We start from the raw sequence: 21519 nt of genomic DNA, 5'->3' as shown, positions 1-21519 counted from the left end.
AGCAGGAAAAAAGGGTGCCCCATCACCTCTGGGACACCTTCTTCTTCCTCCTGCTAAATTTTGAAGTTGCCGAGCTTGCTTTGCAATGAATGGGCCCGTGCTTGCAGTTCTTTGATAGCATTTGCGCTCTCTTCCATTGACGCTAACTGCTCCTGGGAGCTAGCTGCTATTTTTCTTGTATTCTCAAGGGATTCCGAGGCGATCTGTACCGTTTCTTCCGCCGATGCAGATACTTGCTGAGCACTTGCGGATACCTGTTGTGTTACAGCGGAAACCGCCTGGATTTTTTGTGAAATATCGTCGATGAGACTGAGAATATTTTCAAACGCTTGACCAGCTTCATTTACGACCTCTGTTCCGGCCTGTACTTCCGCCGCCATCTGATTCATCGCTTCCACTGATTTAATCGAATCTTCGCAAATGGCATGCAATGAGCCTGCAATTTTGCTTGCAGAAGCGGCCGATTGTTCGGCAAGCTTGCGCACTTCGTCCGCTACTACCGCGAATCCGCGGCCATATTCTCCAGCGCGGGCCGCCTCAATCGCTGCATTAAGCGCGAGTAGATTAATTTGATCGGCTATGCTCGTAATCAATTCCACTACATGGCCAATTTGGTTTGTGCGCTCGTTTGTTTGCTTTACAAGTACCGTCGAATGGGAAAGTGAAGCAGAAATCGAATCCATTTGCAATACGGCTTTTTGAATCCGATCGTTACCGTCATTCGCTTCCTGTGCCGCTTTGACGGATTGTTCGGCAACAGCAACAGCTGATTCGCTAATGTGCTGGATGCCCGAGGCGATTTCTCCCATAGCTTGTGCGTTCTCTTCCGCAGCTTGCGACACTGTTTGGTTGCCAGATACAATTTCTTCAGTCGCCGCTACCATTTGGTGTGCCATCTCCGTTGTCAGTTGCGCGTTGGCGGATAAGGTCTCGGATGAATCCACCACATGGTTTGATGTAGCCGACAATTGTGAAATCATATCTTTAAGCTGCTGGCTCATATGGTTAAAGCTGGTCGCAAGCTGCCCAAGTTCATCGTTGTTTGCAATTTTTATTTCATCGCGCAAATCGCCAGCTGCCACTTTTTGTGTATGTTGGACGAGGAGCTGTATCGGTTTTATGATTTTTCTCGCTATCGAATAGCCAGCGGCAAAACCGAAAACGATAAGTGCCAGTGTAAGCAAGATGCTAATACCAATAATGTAGCGATTCAACTTCTTGACAAACTCTGCGTTCATATCAATGCCGATGATCATATCCGTTCCCGCAAGACGGGTGAAGACCGATTTATGTACACCATAGCTGTCCTCGTATACCTCGCTAAACTGCACGGTTCCCGGGTTGTCAAACGCTCTTTCCATCCCTGCGGTGAACGTGTAGTCCGCGTTTCGTTTTTCAGCGGCTCCGCTCAGCGCAACGATATAGGCTTTATCTTTTTTTCCGAGCACATACACATATTCGGCACCCATGTCCTGTTTTTGTTCATTTAAGAAAGCCAGCAGGCTAGCATAGGCCGAGTCTGAGCCTGCGTCCGAACGAGTAGCCAGCGTCTTGTCCAAATTCCGCTCAAGTTCCCGGATATTGGTTTGCAGCGTGTTCTCGAACTGGGGCAAAACGTATTGATTAACAATCCACATGGAAAGCTCATAAGAAACAAAGCTGAAGATGATAGATAATACGAGAATGCAACCTGCAAAATAGGCGGTAATTTTTTTACCGAGGGAGCTTTTTGTTTTAAACATAGGTCTTTTCCCTCGCATTTCGCATTGTGTCTACGCATGCCACACGTTTCGCCAAAAATTCAACAATTTCGTCCAACGTTTCTACCGTTGTATAAGGAGAAATCGAAAAAAACTTAGCAGCGTAAACAGGTACACGTTTTGAAACATCGGATGCATCGACTAAGCATTGCCTTGTTGTATCGCCGAAAAACACGTGCTCACGGTGTTTGCCTAATTCTTCAAATATTGGGTAGTTCCATTCGTTGTTCTGTTTAATCTGCTTGCCTGTAAGTTTCCCTGCTCTTTCTTTGTGCCACTCCGCCTGTTCTGGATAAAACCGGAAAGTCGTAATCGGTCCAGGATTATTCTCATTTGTAACAGCCACATTCGAAAAACGGGCCAATAGCCTGTCGCGGAACGCCATATTCACCCGCACATAATTGGCAAGGATTTGGCGGTAGCCATCCACGCCGAACGCCAACAGTGCCGCGTATATCGCGATCGAACTGGCCATACGCGAGCATTCCAGCGTGTAGCTTGTGTGATAACTGCCATAGCCCCGGTTGCCCACATATGGTGTTTCGAACTCATGCAAATCAAGCAGCCCAATATCTTTTCCGTTTTTCACAAGGAACAGGCTCGTAAGATACGGCGTTTGTCCGAGCTTTTGAAAATCGAAGCAGAGACTGTCAGCCAGATGTAAATGCTGCATTTTTTCGCGGATTTGCAGTAAGTTCTCGCACAAAGGCTGTTCGAGTTGAAGCGGATTGCGCGCAAAATCGTAGTCGTTAAACAGGCAATAGAATCCGCCTAGCGCCGAATCGGCGTGGATATGCGCCGGATGGAGCCCGTATCGATTCGTAATTGCATCGGCTGTTTCTTTAATCGCTTTTATATCGTCAATTCCGAATGAATCCGTGGCCCCTGTCGTGGCGACGATGTATATGGGGATACCTCCCTGCTGAATAACACGTTCCATTTTTTCGCGCAAATCATCTGTATTCATAGCGTGCGTTAGCGGATCGGCTTTGACCGTAATCAAATGGTTACTGCCGATGCCGGTCGCCTCCATGGATTTAAAAAGGCTATAATGCGCGTTTTCTGAAGCAAAGCAGTACAAATTGCCAGGCACGCCCTTTTCTTTAGCATCCGGGAATTGCTTGGCGATAGCGAGGCGCAGCCCTGAGAATACGGCTCCTTGCCCGCCCCATGTCGTGTATCCCCATGATTTTGTAGCGTCATAACCCGCCAGTTTGGACATCATGGCGATGACTTTTACTTCTGCCTCCGCGCCAGCCGGTCCGTATACATCCCATAAATTGTTGCCATTTAACAATGTAGTAAGTAAAGAGCCCAGAATACCTGGAATACTTGCCATAGGCAATACATTACTTACGAAATTTCTTGTATGATACGGATGTCCTTTGGCTAACCCGAGAAGTTCTTCAACGACTTTATCCAATGCTATTCCGCGCTCTGGAACCTGCGCGCAGTCTATAATATCCTTGTAAAACTCTCCTGTCCTCTCCTGCATCGATCCTAGTGTTGCGCGTTGTGGGTCTTTCAGGCGATCAAGCCCCTCCACAATGTTTTGCATGAATTGAAGTAGCACCTGCCGACGTTCTTTGTTTCCATCTTCGCTTGGAAACAAAGCTTGTATGTCTTTCATCTTCATGTTTATCCCCCATTCCCTTTGCTTGATTTTCTTATTTTTTTAATACTAAAAGAAAAAGGCCATCCATATTCTTTAGAATAGCCTGTGCCAATATGCAGTACACCCGATTTGTAAACCTTTGATAAGATGATAGAATGCTTTTACTAACGGCACTTATGTGCGCTACAATTTTGGCAACCGGCTGTCATAGTTTTGCAACCTTAGACCCTTGGCTTTACGTCTCTACCTTTCGATAGATTTGCCTTTTTCAGATTAGAATAGGTTGGTTCTACCAGGATTATTTTACTAATATAACTTTATAAATCAACCATCTTTCCTGTTTTTGTATTATTAAAAATATTAAACCGTATCTTGTGAATATGAAGAGAAGCTCATAAAAGTACTAGTTATTTCGGGAGATTTCCTAAGTTCATCGCGGCTTATCAAAACGGAGAACAGAAAAAATAAAAAAGATAACATCCATACATTTTTTATTCATAACCTTTTATTATTTACTCACATAACAATAAAGCCATTCCGTGGATGGGAACGGCTGCTTTGATTACGATGGAAAGGCTATAAATATTGAACGAAGGAGCACTTTCTATAAAACTGATGATTATGTTATGCTTATATAACAGTATATCTTTATATAACACTTAATAAGGAGTTATCCGTTATGCAAATAAAAGTGAACCGGCAGCTTCCTGTTCCGTTGGCCAAGCAAATTTATCAAGCGATTGTGGACCGTATCCAGTCGGAGTTGTTGGAAGAAGGCACACGTCTCCCTTCTGTCCGTGCGCTGGCTAAACAGATTCATGTAAGTTTCATGACAGTCGTTCAAGCGTATGATGCGCTTGAAGAAGATGGATATATTATACGTATTCAAGGAAAAGGCACATTTGTACGGACAAAAGCGGCGGATACAACGCCGAAAAAAGAGCTGCCAAAAAAAGAGTCGCCGTTTGATTGGCAACTGTCGGTTCCCGACTATTTGCCACGAGCGCAGTTTTCACGCTATCACCAGGTATCGGCCCGCTATGAATTTTTTTCTTCTACGATTGACCCCGGGCTTTTGCCAAACCGGTACTTGGAAAAAGAAATTCAGCGCATTCTTGCTGAGGAGCCGAGAATTCTTTCCACGTACAGCGACGTTCAGGGTGACTTGCCGCTGCGTCAAGAACTAACTGTTTATTTACGGGATAAGCAAATTCAAGTAACACCGGAAGAAATTTTAATTACGAATGGAACACAACAGGGCATTGATCTCGTGGCTCGGACGTTTGTCGGCCCAGGGGATATCGTCATTACCGAGGCGCCTACCTACCCTGCGGCGATTGATGTATTCCGCTGGCGCGGGGCTACCATTCTTCCCGTGCCTGTAGATAAGGATGGAATGCGAGTAGATATGCTGGCGGCGCTATGTGAGAAATACAAGCCAAAGCTTATTTATACGATGCCAACCTTTCATAATCCAACCGGAACGGTGATGAGTATCGAGCGACGACGCCAGTTGCTTGACATTGCCTATGAGACACAGAGCATCATCCTAGAGGATGATCCGTGGAGCGAAATTTATTATGAGAATAAGCCCCCGTCTTCGCTAAAAAGCATGGACCCGCTCGGCCATGTGATTTATTTGAAAGGCCTTAGTAAAATACTCGCTCCCGGTTGCCGGATTGGCGTGCTGGTCGCTTCTGGCACAATTTTTCATAGATTGGTCGCAGCTAAAGGCAATATGGATCTTGGCAGCCCGCTATTGACGCAAAAAGCGGTGCTCCCGCTGCTTTATTCGGAACGGATGCGCAACCATGTTAAAAAATTGCGCATTGCTCTGCAACTTCGCCGCGATATGATGATTGAATTGCTGGCGAAGCATATGCCGGAAGGGATTAGCTGGCTTACACCCAGAGGCGGAGTAAATTTATGGCTTTCGCTTCCTCCGCATGTGGATACGGAAGACTTTCTTATGTATGCCAGCAACTATCAGCTTACATTTCTCCCCGGAGCGGCCTGCTATCCGATTGAGTCGAAACACCATTTCCTAAGACTCAGTTTTTCGTTTATGAATGAACCATTGCTTGCAGAGGGCGTTAAAGAATTGTGCCGGGCGACTGCGGCGTTTATTGAGGCGACGGTCACTTACAGAAAAACGCCTGTTGTATAAAAACGGCAAGCGCCCGCCGCTTCCAGCGTTTTCGCTTGCCGTCTTAAGCAATTTTAATTTATTGGGCAACGGCCGCTTCCTGTGTCCGGTACTCCCTGACCATTTCTAAGAAATAAGCGTGCATACGTTTGTCATCTGTAAGTTCGGGATGAAAGGAAGCACAGAGCAAATGCCCTTGGCGGGCGGCGACGATTTCGTCTTTATATCGCGCCAAGATGTCGACTTCTTCCCCTACTTCGCGGATAAGCGGAGCACGGATAAACACAGCGCGGAAATCTTCGGCAATACCTGCCACCGGAAGATCGGTTTCAAAACTTTCGCGCTGGCGTCCGAACGCGTTGCGTGCCACTTTTATATCCATCAGTCCAAGGTGTGTCCAGTCCTGCCCTTCAATTTCTCCGGCGAGAATAATCATTCCGGCGCATGTGCCGAACAAAGGCTTTTTCTGTGCAGAAAATTCTTTAAGCGCTACGTCAAATCCGTACTTTTTCATCAGTTTGCCAATGGCTGTGCTTTCGCCGCCCGGAATGACCAAGCCGTCCAGTTCTGCTAGTTGTTCTACTCTTTTGACGGCGATCGCTTCCGCACCCGCCTGCTCAAGCAGGCGAATGTGTTCAGCGACCGCTCCCTGCAACGCCAGTACTCCGATCTTCATCGCTTACCAGCCCCGTACAGCCATCCGCTCGTTTTCAAGCAGGGACGCTACATCAATCCCTTTCATTGGGTTGCCCAAACCTTTGGACAGATGGCCGATTAATTCGTAATCTTCGTAGTGTGTTGTCGCCTCGACGATCGCGCGCGCAAATTTTTCCGGATTTTCGGATTTAAAGATACCGGAACCTACGAATACTCCATCGGAACCAAGATGCATCATAAGGGCCGCATCCGCCGGCGTGGATACGCCACCTGCAGCAAAGTTTACGACCGGTAATTTGCCTGTATCATGTACTTGCTTTAACAGTTCATACGGCGCACCGAGCGCTTTTGCTTCCGCCATCAGTTCATCCTCGGACATGCTCGCTACTTTGCGAATTTGGCTCTGCATCATACGCTGGTGACGAACCGCTTCCACGATGTTGCCTGTGCCAGGCTCACCTTTTGTTCGGATCATGGATGCACCTTCGCCGATACGGCGTAGCGCTTCCCCGAGATCACGTGCTCCGCAAACGAATGGAACGGTGAATTCGCGCTTGTTAATATGGAACACTTCATCTGCCGGAGTTAACACTTCGGATTCGTCGATGTAGTCTACGCCCAACGCTTCTAGCACCTTTGCTTCCACGAAGTGACCAATGCGCGCTTTCGCCATCACCGGAATGGAAACAGCGTTCATAACTTCTTCTATGATTGTCGGATCTGCCATGCGCGCTACACCGCCTGCTGCTCGAATATCCGCCGGTACGCGTTCAAGCGCCATAACCGCAACCGCGCCAGCAGCTTCCGCGATGCGCGCCTGTTCAGCATTTACGACGTCCATAATTACGCCGCCTTTTTGCATTTCTGCCATTCCGCGTTTTACGCGTTCTGTTCCTTGTTGTGCCATACTAATTCCTCCTGCCTTTTTCTTAAAATTATAATTGTCATAATGCTTTATATAACACTTAACTTTCTATATAGAGTGTTATGTATATCTCTTTTTCACAAATTGATTGTAGCGCGCATGTGTATATAACAGTCAACCAAAGTGTATAACACTTTCCTAAAAAATTGATACTTAACCGAAAAATCGTAAAAAATAAACTTATCATGAACCTGTTTTGAAATAATAAGATCGGTATTATAATGAATGATGTAGTCGAAGCATTTATGCTTATATTTTGTATCTATATACATCTGACGTAAGCTCTTTTCATAGCTTATGGTAAAAATTAAAGCGATGGACCCTCTCATTACAGGACAAATTGTATATACATAAAACTTTTATATAAGGTGTGCAATCAATATGGAAAAGAAATATGTAAAAGATTCAAGAGTCGTAAAAACAAGCATCGTTCTTCCTCCTGACACGAATCAACATGGTACGCTGTTCGGAGGAAAATTAATGTCTTATATTGATGATGTGGCCGCACTATCGGCGACCCGTCATGCCCGCATGCCAGTCGTGACAGCGTCCACTGATTCCGTTGATTTTCTTCACCCTATTAATCCTACGGATTCTGTATGTGTGGAATCGTTTGTTATTTCCACAGGCACAAGCTCGATGGAAGTGTTTGTGAAAGTGATTTCGGAAGGATTGTATACTGGTGAACGAAAAATTGCCGCTACTGCTTTTTTGACGTTTGTGGCGTTGGACGAGAACAAAAAGCCAGTGCCTGTACCGGGCGTGATTCCCGAAACAGAAGAAGAAAAAAAATTGCATGAACGCGCGGCGCAGCGCGCGCAGATGCGCAAGATGAGACGTGAAGAAAGCAAGCGGCTCGCCGAGTTTTTGACAACGAAAAAACCCTGGGAGTAGAAAAATGAAAAACTTGCGGGTATGCCCGCAAGTTTTTCACTACCTAGATACGCTTTATCCTGAATCTTGAATCATCAACAGTCTGCCTTATTCAAAAACATTATTCTTTGCTACTCTCCAGAGCCGCCTTCAACATTTCGCCCAGATTAGCCGTTAATCCTTCACTGCTGCTATACTTCTTAAGCAATGCACGTTCCTGGCGCTTGTTCATTTGAGCCCCTTTTTTGTCTTCCAGCATCTCTATTACATTGCACGCTTTGCACTGCAAAAATTTTCCTGCCTTTCCGGTACGAATCTCCATTTTTTTGTGGCATTGCGGACAACGTTTGTTGGACAGTTGTTTTTCCGCGGAGCGGCGGTAACCGCATTCACGATCCGGGCACACCAGCATCTTGCCGCGTTTTCCTTTGATTTCCCGCAGGTTCTGGCCACATTCCGGACATTTAGAACCGGTCACGTTGTGCGGCTTGTATTCGACATCGCTTTGGGTAATTTCTTTTACAAGCGCTGCCGCCTGACGGCGAATTCCAGAGAGAAAATGTTTCGCGTCCCCTTTGCCGCGTGCAATATTTTCCAATTGACGTTCCCATTTGGCTGTCAATTCCGGCGATCTCAATTCGTTTGCGACGAGCTCAATCAACTGCAATCCTTTTTTTGTCGGAAGCAGGCGGTTTCCTTGACGCTCAATCGTATCTATATTCAGCAACTTTTCGATAATATCGGCGCGCGTCGCTGGAGTACCGAGATTGTTTTTCTCCATTCTGGCAAGCAAATCGGACTCTGTGTAACGAAGCGGCGGTTTGGTAAGGTGACTGTGAATCGCGCTGTGCTTGACAGTCACACTATCCCCTTCATGCAACGATGGAAGCATTTGTTCCGCAGGTTCATCCTCTTCTCTGTCTTCGTTGGAAGAGGACGAATCTTTTCCGTATACTTCTTTCCAGCCGGTGTCTTTGACCGTTTTTCCCGTGGCATAAAACTCTTCACCTGTCACATCAATCGTTATCTGCACGCTTTCATAGCGGTGCGGTGGATAGAACAACGCGATAAAACGACGTACAATCAAGTCATACAATTTTCGCTCATCATTCGTTAAGTCGTTTAGGCGTACCGGCTCTTCTGTCGGAATAATGGCATGGTGATCGGTCACTTTGCTGTCATCGACAATACGTTTGGTAATGCGCAGCGATTTTTGTTTCAGCAGAGGACGCACCAATTGCGCGTACGGCCCTACTTCAATACTTTCCAAACGACTTTTTAACGTCGGTACCATATCGGTTGTCAAATAGCGCGAATCCGTTCGCGGATAGGTGACCAGCTTGTGATGTTCATAGAGACGTTGCAAAACATTCGCTGTATGTTTGGCAGAAAAGCCGTATCGTTTGTTGGCGTCGCGTTGCAGTTCGGTCAAATCATATGCCAGCGGTTGCGGCTCTGTTTTTTCGCTTGTTTTAACCCGTATTACTTTACCGGTTTGTCCAGAGACTTTTTGATCGATCGCTTGTGCCGCCTCTTTTTTAAAAATGCGGCTATTTTGGTTCATGCCTGAGCGCCACATACCTGAGAATGCACCAAAGTCCACTGTAAGCGTCCAATATTCGGTCGGCTTGAACTTTCTGATTTCCTCTTCACGTTGAATGATCATTGCCAGCGTTGGCGTCTGTACCCGGCCCGCAGCCAATTGAGCGTTATATTTTGTGGTGAGCGCCCGTGTGACATTCAGACCGATAAGCCAGTCAGCTTCCGCACGGCAGACGGCTGATTCGTACAAACTATCATATACCGAACCTGGTTTTGCGTTTGCAAATCCTTCGCGTATAGCTTTGTCTGTCTGCGAAGAAATCCAGAGGCGCTTGAACGGTTTCTTCCACTTGATCATTTCCATAATCCAGCGAGCTACAAGTTCCCCTTCCCTTCCAGCGTCCGTTGCAATAATAAGGTCTTTAATGTCTTTTCGTTTCGCAAGCTGGGAAATCGCCCGGAACTGATGCGAGGTTTCTCTGATGATCTTAAGCCGCATACGCTCGGGTAAAATCGGCAAATCTTCCAGCTTCCACGTTTTATACTTCGGGTCGTAATCCTCTGGCTCTGCCAATTCGACCAGATGGCCAAGCGCCCAGGTAACGATATATTTTGGGCCTTCCATATAGTTTTTATGTTTCTGATTGCAACCAAGCACGCGGGCGATGTCTTTCCCTACGCTCGGTTTTTCAGCTAATACTAACGTTTTCATATTTTCCCACCCGTGTCTTTTTTCATATTCATAAAAAAGAAAAGCCTTCTGTCTGAAAAGAGAAGACTGTACATACTCGCGATCTATCCTCCAGCACACTCGATGCTTCATGTGGTGATCTAGCTTCTATCTTTCCACTGCACCACATTTTGTAAAGAAATGCCAAAACAGCAAACGTACAATATACAAACCCATGATTATTATAGGTTCTACGCAACTTTTTTGCAAAATTTAATTTTTCATATACAAAAAGCTATCCTTTCTGTACCATTTCACAGAAAAGATAGCTTATAGACAGACGAAAAATACTCTGTTGCTGAGTGAATACGTTTGTTGTTATTTTGCAAAACGCTCAATATTGGGAGAACATATTTTTTTACTCTACTACTGCCCTCGCCAAGTGCACATGTTTACTTGCATAATAGCCGTCCGTTCGACTCTGAAAATAGCGTTCTTGGATATCGGATGGGCTTAAGTTCTCATGAAGACGGAGCCCTAAACTTTTCAGTTCAAAAGCCAGTGTTGACGGGTCAAAGGTCGTTTTGATCGGCTCGCCTATCTTTCGTAAATCCTCCTGCATCTCTTTCATATGTGGAGTAGCTTCTTCTGGTACAAAGTAATCGAAAATAACCGCACTGCCCACGGGGGCAATATCGGTAATGGAACGCAGCGTTGCGAACACTTCGTTTCGAGTTAAGTACATTGTGACACCTAGCCAACTAAAAAAACTTTTAGTCTGCACGTCATACGAAGTTCCCTTGAGTGCATCAGCCAAACTCTCCTTTGTGAAATCTACAGGTACAAAGTGAAGGTTTGATGGGATTTCCCACTCTAATTCAGCCAGTCGATTAAGTTTGAAGGCTTGTGTGGCCGGATGGTCAACTTCAAATACCTGAACCTTACTTAGAAGATCTGGACGACGAAAAGCAAAGGTATCCATCCCAGCCCCGAGTATCACATACTGCTTCACCCCTTGTTTTATAGCCTGCTCAAGGTTATCTTCCGTATATCTTGAACGGCTAAGAACATTAGGTAACCCCATGGCTTGCAATAAAGACGGCAAGGGATTTGTCGCCTGGTCGGAGCATGTCGAGTTACTTTCGGGAACATTAATCTGGAGAACCCTAGAAAATCCTTGTTCAATGAGTGCACGTCTTTCCTCTGGTATCAAACGATAGGCTAGAAAGTCATCAAAAATTTTTGGGGTATCATTCATAGCATGGTAGGCACGTAAGTAGGCGGTCATTATTGCAGTAAGACTGACTTGGTTTTCTTTCATTTAAATATCCTCCTTTTAGAGTCTATCTCCTTAAGAACTGAGAGATAACATCTAAAAAGAAGTATACCAAACCCACCCCCTTATGTAAATTATTAAAATTTTATAATATCATAAAAATAAAATTTTGTAAAGGTTTCATTTCGAGAAATCGCCGAGAAGAGGCCCCATTGTTAAAAGCAAGCAAAAAACGGGGCCTTCCCAGCTTACTTATAGGAAAACCCCTCTTGTTTTATTCTTTAAAATCTACTTATGAAGATTAGGCATATTCTCCAGTTTAAGAATTATCTTATAAATGTAAGCGTTAACAAAATGATGCAGAACCATAATCGTTCCGAATCGGTCTTCACTAAGAAGCATCAAGGTCTTCCTTCTTGTACTGTATACCATTCCAATCATTAGCGTTAATCCTATGCTTAACCTTAATCTGATAATACACTAACAGAATGACTAACCAACCGATTCCCCCAAATACGGAGATTCTCGTTAAAGGGGAAGTTGCAATCGCCAAAAAGGCTATAACTAACATTAGCAGACCAATAATTGGTAAAACAGGCCATAGAGGCATCCCAAATTGGAGGATTTTCTTTTCTTTGTTGGCCCGATGTCTGAAAACCAATTCGCTCACTAAGATCGTACCCCATGTCCATAGTGAAGCAAAAGCAGAAGCACTCGTTATCCAAACATACACATTTTCAGGTGCCAAATACGTAATGACAACTCCTATAGAAATCATTGCTGCCGTCATCCAAACCGCTATATGAGGCACTTGATTCCGATTCAGCTTAGTAAATTTGGGAGAATATAGTCCCTTACATGCCATACCATAGAGCATTCGGCTACCGCCATATACACCAGTATTACAAGAAGAAAGGGCAGATAAAATGATAATCAAATTGACAAGCCCTGCAGCTACTGGAATACCAATTTTCGTAAACATTAGAACGTAAGGACTTACGTTGCTCTCAAGTATGTAAGTCCATGAAAATGCGCTCAACGCAATCAAAATAGACCCAATATAGAAGAAGGAAATCCGAATCGTCACGGAGCGGAAAGCTTTGCGCATCGTCTGTGCAGGATCATGGGATTCTCCTGCTTCAACACCCAGCGTCTCAATTCCACTATAGACTTGTACAATCAGCGAAATCGTCGCAAAAACCCCTGGCCAGCCATGCGGAAGGAAACCACCATTTACCCAAAGATTGGTTAAGCCAACAGCGTATCCATCATTGAAAACTCCCGTAAGGATGATCAGTCCGCCGAAGATCATAAATACAACGATGGCGAAAATTTTCAAAACAGCAAACCAATATTCTACTTCACCGAAAATTCGTACGGCAAGCATATTAGAGAGAGTAAAAAGAATAAGCCCAATCAGCCCAGGTATCCACGCCGGAAAAGTTGGAAACCAATATTGTACTAAACTTCCGATTGCAGCAAGTTCAGACATGACAGTGGCTATCCAATAAAACCACCACATTCCCGCTGTCAAGAACCCCATCCGGACACCCAGAAGATCCCCGGCGTAATGACTAAATGAGCCGGCAACAGGGTTTTCTACGGTCATTTCACCAAGTGCTCGCATGACAATGGCAGCAAGCACACCGCAAAGGATGAAAGTGATTAATACCCCTGGACCAGCCAATTTTACAGCCGTAGTAGATCCGTAGAATAAACCTACCCCAATTACCCCTCCAATTGCCAGCATTTGAATTTGACGATTTGATAGGCTGCGGTTAAGTCCATGTGACTCAGTTGCTTGAATTTGTGATTCTTTTTCAACCATTGACACAGATAGCATCCTCCTTTATCAAAATACAAATTTGAATCCTGATAGGTCAGCTGTCCCTTTTACGAATATGGTAGAATCAACTCTTTTTTTTGTAGAAAAGAAATGAAAAATTTGGTATACTATAGATACATATCCATATATTCTTAAATCTTGAAAACTGAATTATAAATTATATAGGGTTGGTTAGAGGAAACGGTCTGACCGTAAATTGATTCCTGTGAAAAAGCAACTTTTCCGAATGCAGCTTGTACACTGCTTATCCTCATGCTATCTGTAAGTACATCATAAATTCTAAAAAAGCATGTTTTACGGGAATGGAGATTGTCACGAGAGCATCCACCTTGCTTAAGCATCTTTTATTCTGTTCAAACAAGGTGGATTTCTACTCCGTTTTATTCATTAATTATGAATGATATGTTTTACAGTGTCCTCTTTTAATTATCATTACTTAGCACAGTTGATACAAAACAGTCTTTACCGTATCTACTACAAAACGCAAATCTTCTTCTGTTGAAGAAAGTGGTGGGGCAATAATTAGTACATTATTATATCCTGGAACCGTATCACCATTTCGGCCAATGATTAATCCTTTATTTTTGCAAGCAGCGATAATAGCTCCCATAAATTCTTCTGAAACCGGAGTTTTTGATACTTTATCTTCCACCAATTCAATACCGTATAAGAATCCCACTCCACGAACTTCTCCTACTTTATCTAGCTCGATTAAATCATGTAATTCGCCTAAGATGGTTTTGCCTAATTGCGACACACGCTCTACAATGTTTTCGTTTTCTATAATTTCAATGTTTTTAAGTGCTACCGCGCATGATGCGGGATGTCCGCCGTACGTAGAAATATGGCGCAAATGATTGTTCGAGCCATTTTCTTTGAATTTTTCGTAAATTTTAGAACTCACAGCGGTAGCTCCCAAAGGAAGGTATCCACTTGTCAGCCCTTTTGCCATTGTTACAATATCCGGTTGTACACCTTCCGAATGCATAAATCCAAACATTTTACCTGTTCTACCAAATCCGGAAACAACCTCATCTACTATTAGAAGAACATCATATTTCTTACAAATTTCAGCAACACGTTTTAAGTATTCGTTGGATGGGATGATGACACCACCGCCAGAGATGAAAGGTTCAAGAATAACACCGGCTACCGTATCAGCACCTTCCCAATTAATGACCTGCTCAATATAGTCAGCTGCCAAAAGGTCAGAATTTTTCGCGTTCTCTCCAAATAAAGAACGATAGCTGTACGGTGGTGGAACATGGATGAATCCTGGAACGGCAGGATCGTATTTCATTCTTCGATTAGCTTGGGCTGTTGCACTCAACGCACCGAGAGTTGAACCATGATAAGCGCGATATCTGGATATAAATTTGTATTTTCCTTGGTTTCCATTTTGTGTATGATACTGACGAGCAATTTTAAATGCAGTTTCATTTGCTTCTGAGCCACTATTTGAAAAAAAGGTTGTGTAAGAGCCTTGAAGAAGTTCACTAATTTTAGTTGATAATTGAATAGCTGGAATATGACTAAGGGTTAGCGGAAAATAAGATAAGTTCATCATTTGTTCATAAGCAGCATCCACAATTTCTTTGCGGCCGTGTCCTAGATTTAGGCACCATAGCCCCGATACGCCATCCATGTATTTGTCTCCGTTAATATCGGTAAACCAAGCTCCCTCCCCTTTCGTTGCAATCATTGGGCTTGCTTTCTCATTATAGCGGGACATAGCATGCCATAAATGCTCTTTGTCTTGCTCAATAAGTTTGTTTGTTTTCAGCTCTGTTTGCATAATGCAGCCTCCTCGTTATCTTTTATTTGAATCAAAATAACTAAATAGTTACAGGAGTATTACATAAAACAGAATCGATCGAATAATACTCGTACCCGTGCGCATCAGCAACTGCCTTGTACGTTATTTTTCCGTCAATTACATTAAATCCTTTCGCTAAAGGCTTGTTGTCCAAAGCTGCTTGCTTATATCCTTTCCCTGCAATTTGTAACCCATAAGGAGTCGTTACATTCGTTAAAGCGATTGTTGAGGTACGCGCAACAGCCCCGGGCATATTTGCTACGGCATAGTGAAGTACTCCATGCTTCTCATACGTAGGATTGCTATGTGTAGTGGTACGATCAATTGTTTCAATGGAACCCCCTTGGTCAACGGCTACATCAACAATAACCGAACCTGGTTGCATTGTTTTGACCATTTCTTCAGTTACTAGTCGTGGCGCACGCGCGCCCGGTATAAGAACAGCTCCAACAAGCAAATCCGCTTTCATTACTGCCTCTGCAATGTTATAGTTGTTTGATATTAATGTCTTTAAACGTCCTTGGAATTGATCATCCAGCTGACGAAGGCGAGCAGGATTAATATCCAACAGCGTAACATTCGCCCCCAGACCGATGGCCATCTTTGCCGCATTCGTACCTACAACACCACCACCGATAATGACAACTTCTGCCGGCGCTACTCCTGGTACGCCACCAAGCAAAACACCTTTTCCACCTTTGGATTTTTCCAAGAATTGAGCTCCAATTTGAATAGACATACGCCCGGCTACTTCACTCATCGGAGTCAGCAGTGGAAGAGTTCCATTATCCAGCTGAATCGTTTCATAAGCAATCGCAATAACTTCATTATCTATAAGAGCCTGCGTTAATTCAGGTTCCGCAGCTAAATGTAAATACGTATATAAAATCAAACCTTTACGAAAAAATCGATATTCCTCAGGAAGAGGTTCTTTTACTTTAACAACCATTTCAGCTGACCAAGCTTCTTTAGGTGTATGAACTATTTTTGCTCCTGCAGCCACATAATCATCATCCGTAAACCCACTGCCTAATCCCGCTCCAGTCTCTACCCATACTTCATGACCATTATCTCTGTATGCGCTTACAGAAGCAGGAGTCATCCCTACACGGTTTTCGTTGTTTTTAATTTCCTTTGGAACACCTATGATCATCCTTTATCCTCCTTCTATGAAAAGTACACTTCATTTTAAAATCCAAACCCGATCTTGATTGGTAAGCCCAGCAGCATTCGCTTCATCTGTGTCAATATGAAATTCCAGACGATAATCAGCACTTACTCTAATTTTCACATCGCTAAAGATAACCCCTCTCTTCGTTTGCGATACGACGTGCACCTTTTCCCTATCATGAACTTGAAACTGCCGGGCATCTTCTTCAGACATATGAATATGTCTGCTTGCAATAATTGCCCCTTCTTTTAAATAGATCGAGCCTTTGGGGCCAATGATCGTAATTGGACTACTTCCGGCAAGATCACCTGAATCCCTAATTGGGGGGGAGATCCCCAAACGATGGGCATCGGTTAGGGATACTTCCACTTGTGTAGTGCAGCGAGCGGGGCCCAGTATTCTTACCTTATCTATAGTGCCTTTAGGTCCAGCAATCATTACGCTTTCCTTTGCCGCAAACTGACCAGGCTGGGACAATTCTTTATGGATCCTTAGTTGATATCCTTTTCCAAACAAAATATCGATATGATCAAGGGAAAGGTGAACATGTCTGGCTGATATACCTACAGGAATCGTATTTAGCTCCAATTGATATGCTAAAGATTCTGTAAGGTTTTTGTTACTTTGTTCTATTATTTTCCTCATCATACCCCATCCCTTTCCCATTTCCTTACACTTATATATAAATTTACTTTGAAGCTTCGACATTTCCCCTCACTCCATGAACGAATGTCGATGTATGATGATGAGCCATTTGCTAGAGAACAACGTAACATTACCAGTTTCTATAATCTAAGTGTGCGTATTTTTCTAACAAGCGAACTGGCATTCTTAACGCATCTTTTCTAAATGGAGGAGCTAATTGCGTGCCATCTACTTGAATATCAATAACCGTAGGCTTATTCGATTCAATCGCTTCTTGAATTACGGCCCCTAACTCATCGGCTTTCTCAACTCGAATACCGACAGCACCCATAGCACGTGCCACTTCAGCAAAATCAGGGTTATCAATATCAGCTCCAACAAAGCGACTGTTATAAAAGTCAACCTGATTTTTCTTTTCCGCGCACCATGCTCCGTTATTAAAGACGCAGGCCACAACCGGTATCTTCTCCTCTACTGCTGTGCTTACTTCATGTAAGCTCATACCCCATGCTCCATCGCCGACAATCGCAACAACCGGGCAATCCGGTCTAGCAATTTTAGCCCCCAAAGCTGCCGGATACGCAAAGCCTGTATTGCCAAATGTAAGAGCTGCAATATGTTTCCGACCCTCATTAAATTTGAGATACGCATTGGCTGTAGAAGAAACGTTTCCAATATCTGTTGTCACAATTGCGTTTTCAGGTAACACTTTTGTAAGTTCTAATAGAGCTCTGCGAGGATTAATCGGATTTCCTTCTACCATAGCCAGATCAATTAACTCTTGTTCCCATGCCTGTTTTTCATTTGCAACTTCTAACAAGCGATCGCGATCTTCTTTTCGGTTTGGCGCAATTTCTCTTAAGCGTTTCATAATTTCTTCACTAGCCGCCCGTGCATCCCCGATAATTCCCACTTCAATCGGATGTGTACGCGCGATATTCCGTGGATTAATATCTATTTGAATGATTTTTGCTGTCTTCGGGAAATAATCAATGTCATAACAAGGCAGCGTTCCGAATACGGATAGACGTGTGCCAATCGCCAGCACAACATCCGCTTTCGCCAAAGTCCTCATCGCTGCTTTGGAACCCATATATCCGATTGGTCCAACAGCTAAAGGATGATTAGCCGGGAATGCATCGTTATGCATATATGAAACCGCTACCGGTGCTGTTAAGTATTCGGCAATGGCTTTCACCGCATCAATCCCATCGGAGTCAACCGTACCCCGACCAGAAATGATAACGGGATTTTTCGCTTCTATTAACAATTGGACTGCTCTTTCCAGCGATTCCGGTGCTCCGCATCCACGAGCATCGACACGATATTGATGAGGCTCAAGAATTTGGTCTTCCAGTTCACCATAGAAATAGTCACGAGGGATATCGAATAAGACGGGCCCCCGTTCAGCATACGCAATACGGAATGCTGTTCGTAAACAATCAGCGACCCGACTTGGATGTGTAACACGTACTGTCTCTTTTGTAATCGCTTTAAAAACAGAGACCTGATCACATTCTTGGAAACCGTCCCACCCAATAGTGGGAGTTCCTGCAGAAGGAGAAATAACAACCATAGGAGTATGAGCTTGATAAGCAGCTGCTACCGAAGTTACCATATTGGTAATTCCAGGACCATTTTGTCCAATGACAACCCCAGCTACCCCGCTAATACGGGTATATGCATCTGCCATGTGAGCTGCGCTTTGTTCATGTCGAACCCCGATAAAACGAATACCTGCCGTAGGAAGTAAATCTAACATATCCATGAAAGCGGAGCCTAAAATTCCGTTAATATGGGTAACTCCCTCAGCTACCAAGGTTTCTACGATTGCCTCGCTTGGTGTCATTTTTACTTTTGTTCCTGTTTTGATTTTTGATTTTACCTTTTCCATGATTTCATTCCTCCTCTGAATTGATAGAATGACTATTTATTTTTTGTCATATGTACTGGAGCTAACATCATGACATCCGTACTAGTATTTATACATCATGATGTCAGTACCAGTTGTTATCGTTATTGTATCCCCTGTTAAAAGTTAAGTCAATACATTATTTTAAATTTTTAAAAATATAGATCTATTTTAAAATATCAGACTTTTTATATTGTACTTTCCTTTATCTATCCAATCACAACAAATGTTACTCCTATTACAATCGTGCTTGCCGCTATAATACGTTTCCACCCATATCCTTCCCGTAGAAAATAAATGCCAAATATCGTTCCGATTAAAATGCTAAGCTCCCGGATAGGAGCTACATAACTAATAGGGGCTAAAACCATAGCACTAAGAACCAATATGTAGGCTAATGAATTGAGAATCCCTACCCCAATAGCTTCCCTCCGGTGTGTTTTCCATTCATAACATATACCTGCCCAGGACTGCAAGGCAACGGGAGTCAGCACTATAAAACGTCCCAGTGTGGTTAAGTAATCCAATAATAAAGGAGGGATTAAAAGATAGCTTACCACATACTTATCCCACAATGTATATGCAGCAATAATCATACCTAAAAATAATCCATAATGAATCGCTGATAAAGCCTTGGTGTCCTTGAATATTGTAAAACCTCCCGTCAAAAAAAAGACGCTGCCTACAATTATTCCGGTACCAATAAATGCAAGCATAGAAGGTTGTTCGTTAAATAATAAAATAGCCATGATGGTTACAAGCATTGGACCAAGTCCACGTGCAACAGGATAAACCAAAGAAAAGTCACTTTTTGTATATCCTTTTTGCAAAATGACAAAATACAAAAGATGAAGAAAAATACTACCTAATACATACACAAAACTCGTATTTTCTCCCGTATACGGTTTTAAAAAAAGAAAGATACATACAATTGGTGTATAAATAACAGTCCCAATAGCAGTAAAAAGCCATACAAATGCGATTCCTCCTTCTGCGCGCTTAGATAAAAAATTCCATGTAGCATGAAGAAACGCTGAAACTAAGAGAAGCATGACAGCTATATACGACATAACAAACGCCCCCTTCATACAAATGACTTTCTAGTATAACAAAAAAGCCCACCTATTCGGGAAATAAAAATGAGTTATACCGAACAAAGTGGACATATAAACTCAAACTAGCAGGTTCGGTTTTCGTGACATCTTCATTACAAAGGAATACATATCAGCACGAAAGAATCCTTTATAATACTCTACAAGGTTGCCATCTGGATCTGTAATCATGCGCTCGGTAATCAACAAACAAGTAGATTCTGTAACACCTAAATGTTTTGCCTCTTCCTTGGGCAAATAACCACATGTAATAATTTGTTCTGCCTCCCAGAAATGAATGCCTAGTTCCCCTTCCAACACATCGTATAAAATGGTTTTATTTAAATCGTATTGCGCTAATTTCTCACCAATTTCCATAGGATAGTAATGATTCTCAATTGCAATAGGGACATTATCTTTTAATCTCAAACGTTTAATATAATAAGATTCATCATGGAAACCACTCACGTTTTCGATATTCTCAGGCGTAGAAACAATTCCGCTATCTAACAGCTTAATGTCCATCTTTTTAATCGTTTCAGTAAAACTAGTTATCCGCAACCATTCTTGTACAGGCTTAAGCGATACAAACGTTCCTTTGCCATGTTTTTTTTCTAAAATTCCTTCGCGAACTAAAGCGGAAACTGCTTCCCTAACCGTACTTCTACTAACAGAGTACATTTCCATTAGTTCCCTTTCACTTGGGATTTTTTCCGTATACTGTCCCTGCAATATCTGATTTTCTAATATATTTTTTAACTGAACATGCAATGGTATCGGATTTTTAGCATCTAGCTCCATAAACATCCCTCCATATTCAAAAAATTTCAACTCATCATGACATAGGTACCAATTTATAACTCCATTATACAAATGATAAGTAAAACAATCAATTTTCATTTGTCTCTGTTATAAAACAAAAACGCTTCATTCTATCTTCAATTTCATCGCGTACACGTTGGAACACGTCCCACTTCTCTTCCTCTGTCCCGGTAGCTTTGGCTGGTTCGTCAAATCCCCAGTGTTCACGCTTCACATGAGGAGGAGTCACCGGACATTTATCATTTGCATCGCCGCAGAGAGTTATCACATAATCAGCTTTATTTAATAATTCTGGAGCAATAATGTCGGAGGTCTAAGGCGAGGGAGCAAGTCGATGGTTCCGTTGTTCTGGACAATAGTGAACAAGTAGGTAACCCCTGAACAAATTCCCTGGAAAGGCTTTAAAGATGTCGTCAATCTTTATTCCATTGATGAGGGAACCGACGACAGATGAAAAGCCATCTGCGATTATAATACAGATGGCTTTGTTATAGGACCTTTAAAAAAACTTGAACAATTTCAATTTTATCCCACAAATCTTTTATGTTTTTATTGTCAAAAATGTTTTCTAGTAATTCGTTATATGTTGCACTTTCTGTTTCCAGGCCATCAGAACTTACGAGAATCCAACCCTGTTTAGTTCTACTTAGGTAATAGGTTACTCCATTATAAATAAACTCGAATTCTCGTCCAATTTGCAAATCTCTTTTCATATCATTATAGCTATATTCTTCTTTGTACAAGTTTACCAT

General features: G+C 43.1%; 16 protein-coding genes, 1 pseudogene and 1 riboswitch. Of the genes and pseudogenes, 2 read left to right on the top strand and 15 right to left on the bottom strand.

All coding sequences use genetic code 11. The annotated features are described in order from the left end of the window. Positions 1 to 53: 53 nt before the first annotated feature. Both K3F53_RS09140 and K3F53_RS09135 read right to left on the bottom strand, forming a co-directional pair. Positions 54 to 1742 (bottom strand): methyl-accepting chemotaxis protein, encoded by a 1689-nt coding sequence (locus K3F53_RS09140; protein WP_057898868.1) that lies wholly within the window; start codon positions 1740 to 1742, stop codon positions 54 to 56. Continuing rightward, entirely contained in the window at positions 1735 to 3390 is a 1656-nt protein-coding gene (locus K3F53_RS09135) for a pyridoxal phosphate-dependent decarboxylase family protein (RefSeq protein ID WP_220560851.1), read from the bottom strand. Before K3F53_RS09135 ends, K3F53_RS09140 begins: the two co-directional genes overlap by 8 nt. Positions 3391 to 3565: 175 nt before the next feature. Continuing rightward, positions 3566 to 3649: riboswitch (cyclic di-GMP riboswitch) on the bottom strand. 405 nt (positions 3650 to 4054) lie between these two features. On the opposite strand from K3F53_RS09135, the gene pdxR reads away from it, so the two are divergent. Beyond that, on the top strand, positions 4055 to 5542 hold the full coding sequence (gene pdxR, locus K3F53_RS09130; RefSeq protein ID WP_091260226.1) for a MocR-like pyridoxine biosynthesis transcription factor PdxR: 1488 nt from the start codon (positions 4055 to 4057) through the stop codon (positions 5540 to 5542). A gap of 58 nt (positions 5543 to 5600) precedes the next feature. Here pdxR and pdxT read toward each other — a convergent pair whose 3' ends face one another. Both pdxT and pdxS read right to left on the bottom strand, forming a co-directional pair. Next, on the bottom strand, positions 5601 to 6197 hold the full coding sequence (gene pdxT, locus K3F53_RS09125; protein ID WP_057898870.1) for a pyridoxal 5'-phosphate synthase glutaminase subunit PdxT: 597 nt from the start codon (positions 6195 to 6197) through the stop codon (positions 5601 to 5603). A 3-nt stretch (positions 6198 to 6200) separates the two neighbouring features. Then, positions 6201 to 7085, bottom strand: coding sequence for a pyridoxal 5'-phosphate synthase lyase subunit PdxS (gene pdxS, locus K3F53_RS09120; protein WP_057898871.1), 885 nt, complete (start codon positions 7083 to 7085; stop codon positions 6201 to 6203). Between the two features lie 399 nt (positions 7086 to 7484). Between pdxS and K3F53_RS09115 the strand changes: the two genes are divergently transcribed. Beyond that, positions 7485 to 7997: an acyl-CoA thioesterase gene (locus K3F53_RS09115; protein WP_057898872.1), complete on the top strand. Its 513-nt coding sequence runs from the start codon at positions 7485 to 7487 to the stop codon at positions 7995 to 7997. Between the two features lie 100 nt (positions 7998 to 8097). Here the strand turns inward: K3F53_RS09115 and K3F53_RS09110 are convergent, their stop codons facing one another. From K3F53_RS09110 to K3F53_RS09060, 11 genes and pseudogenes are all read right to left on the bottom strand, one after another. Continuing rightward, the gene (locus K3F53_RS09110) at positions 8098 to 10230 is read right to left on the bottom strand and encodes a DNA topoisomerase III (RefSeq protein WP_057898873.1); all 2133 of its coding nucleotides are present in this window, start codon (positions 10228 to 10230) and stop codon (positions 8098 to 8100) included. Positions 10231 to 10606: 376 nt separating this feature from the next. Next, entirely contained in the window at positions 10607 to 11509 is a 903-nt protein-coding gene (locus K3F53_RS09105; protein WP_057898874.1) for a class I SAM-dependent methyltransferase, read from the bottom strand. Positions 11510 to 11855: 346 nt separating this feature from the next. After that, a complete protein-coding gene (locus K3F53_RS09100) occupies positions 11856 to 13292 on the bottom strand; it encodes an amino acid permease (RefSeq protein ID WP_057900326.1) in 1437 nt (478 codons plus the stop codon). 454 nt (positions 13293 to 13746) lie between these two features. Beyond that, the gene (locus tag K3F53_RS09095) at positions 13747 to 15105 is read right to left on the bottom strand and encodes an aminotransferase (protein WP_057898875.1); all 1359 of its coding nucleotides are present in this window, start codon (positions 15103 to 15105) and stop codon (positions 13747 to 13749) included. A gap of 40 nt (positions 15106 to 15145) precedes the next feature. Then, positions 15146 to 16279, bottom strand: coding sequence for an alanine dehydrogenase (ald, locus tag K3F53_RS09090; RefSeq protein WP_057898876.1), 1134 nt, complete (start codon positions 16277 to 16279; stop codon positions 15146 to 15148). A gap of 30 nt (positions 16280 to 16309) precedes the next feature. Beyond that, positions 16310 to 16933, bottom strand: coding sequence for a phosphate propanoyltransferase (pduL, locus tag K3F53_RS09085; protein ID WP_408863344.1), 624 nt, complete (start codon positions 16931 to 16933; stop codon positions 16310 to 16312). 139 nt (positions 16934 to 17072) lie between these two features. Then, a complete protein-coding gene (xsc, locus tag K3F53_RS09080; RefSeq protein WP_057898877.1) occupies positions 17073 to 18836 on the bottom strand; it encodes a sulfoacetaldehyde acetyltransferase in 1764 nt (587 codons plus the stop codon). A gap of 227 nt (positions 18837 to 19063) precedes the next feature. Next, positions 19064 to 19924, bottom strand: coding sequence for a DMT family transporter (locus K3F53_RS09075; RefSeq protein WP_057898878.1), 861 nt, complete (start codon positions 19922 to 19924; stop codon positions 19064 to 19066). Between the two features lie 102 nt (positions 19925 to 20026). Continuing rightward, on the bottom strand, positions 20027 to 20746 hold the full coding sequence (locus K3F53_RS09070) for a GntR family transcriptional regulator (protein WP_057898879.1): 720 nt from the start codon (positions 20744 to 20746) through the stop codon (positions 20027 to 20029). 88 nt (positions 20747 to 20834) lie between these two features. Beyond that, a pseudogene (locus K3F53_RS09065) lies at positions 20835 to 21080 on the bottom strand (arsenate reductase); the annotation flags it as partial. A 175-nt stretch (positions 21081 to 21255) separates the two neighbouring features. Then, positions 21256 to 21510 carry a hypothetical protein gene (locus tag K3F53_RS09060; protein WP_156424041.1) on the bottom strand — a complete coding sequence of 85 codons (255 nt, stop codon included), beginning with the start codon at positions 21508 to 21510 and terminating at the stop codon, positions 21256 to 21258. Between the last annotated feature and the right edge of the window lie 9 nt (positions 21511 to 21519).

Source organism: Aneurinibacillus thermoaerophilus (genome assembly GCF_019603355.1).
GTDB classification, from domain to species: Bacteria; Bacillota; Bacilli; order Aneurinibacillales; family Aneurinibacillaceae; genus Aneurinibacillus; species Aneurinibacillus thermoaerophilus.
The sequence above is the reverse complement of the archived record's forward strand: the minus strand, read 5'-3'. Positions and strand labels throughout refer to the sequence as shown.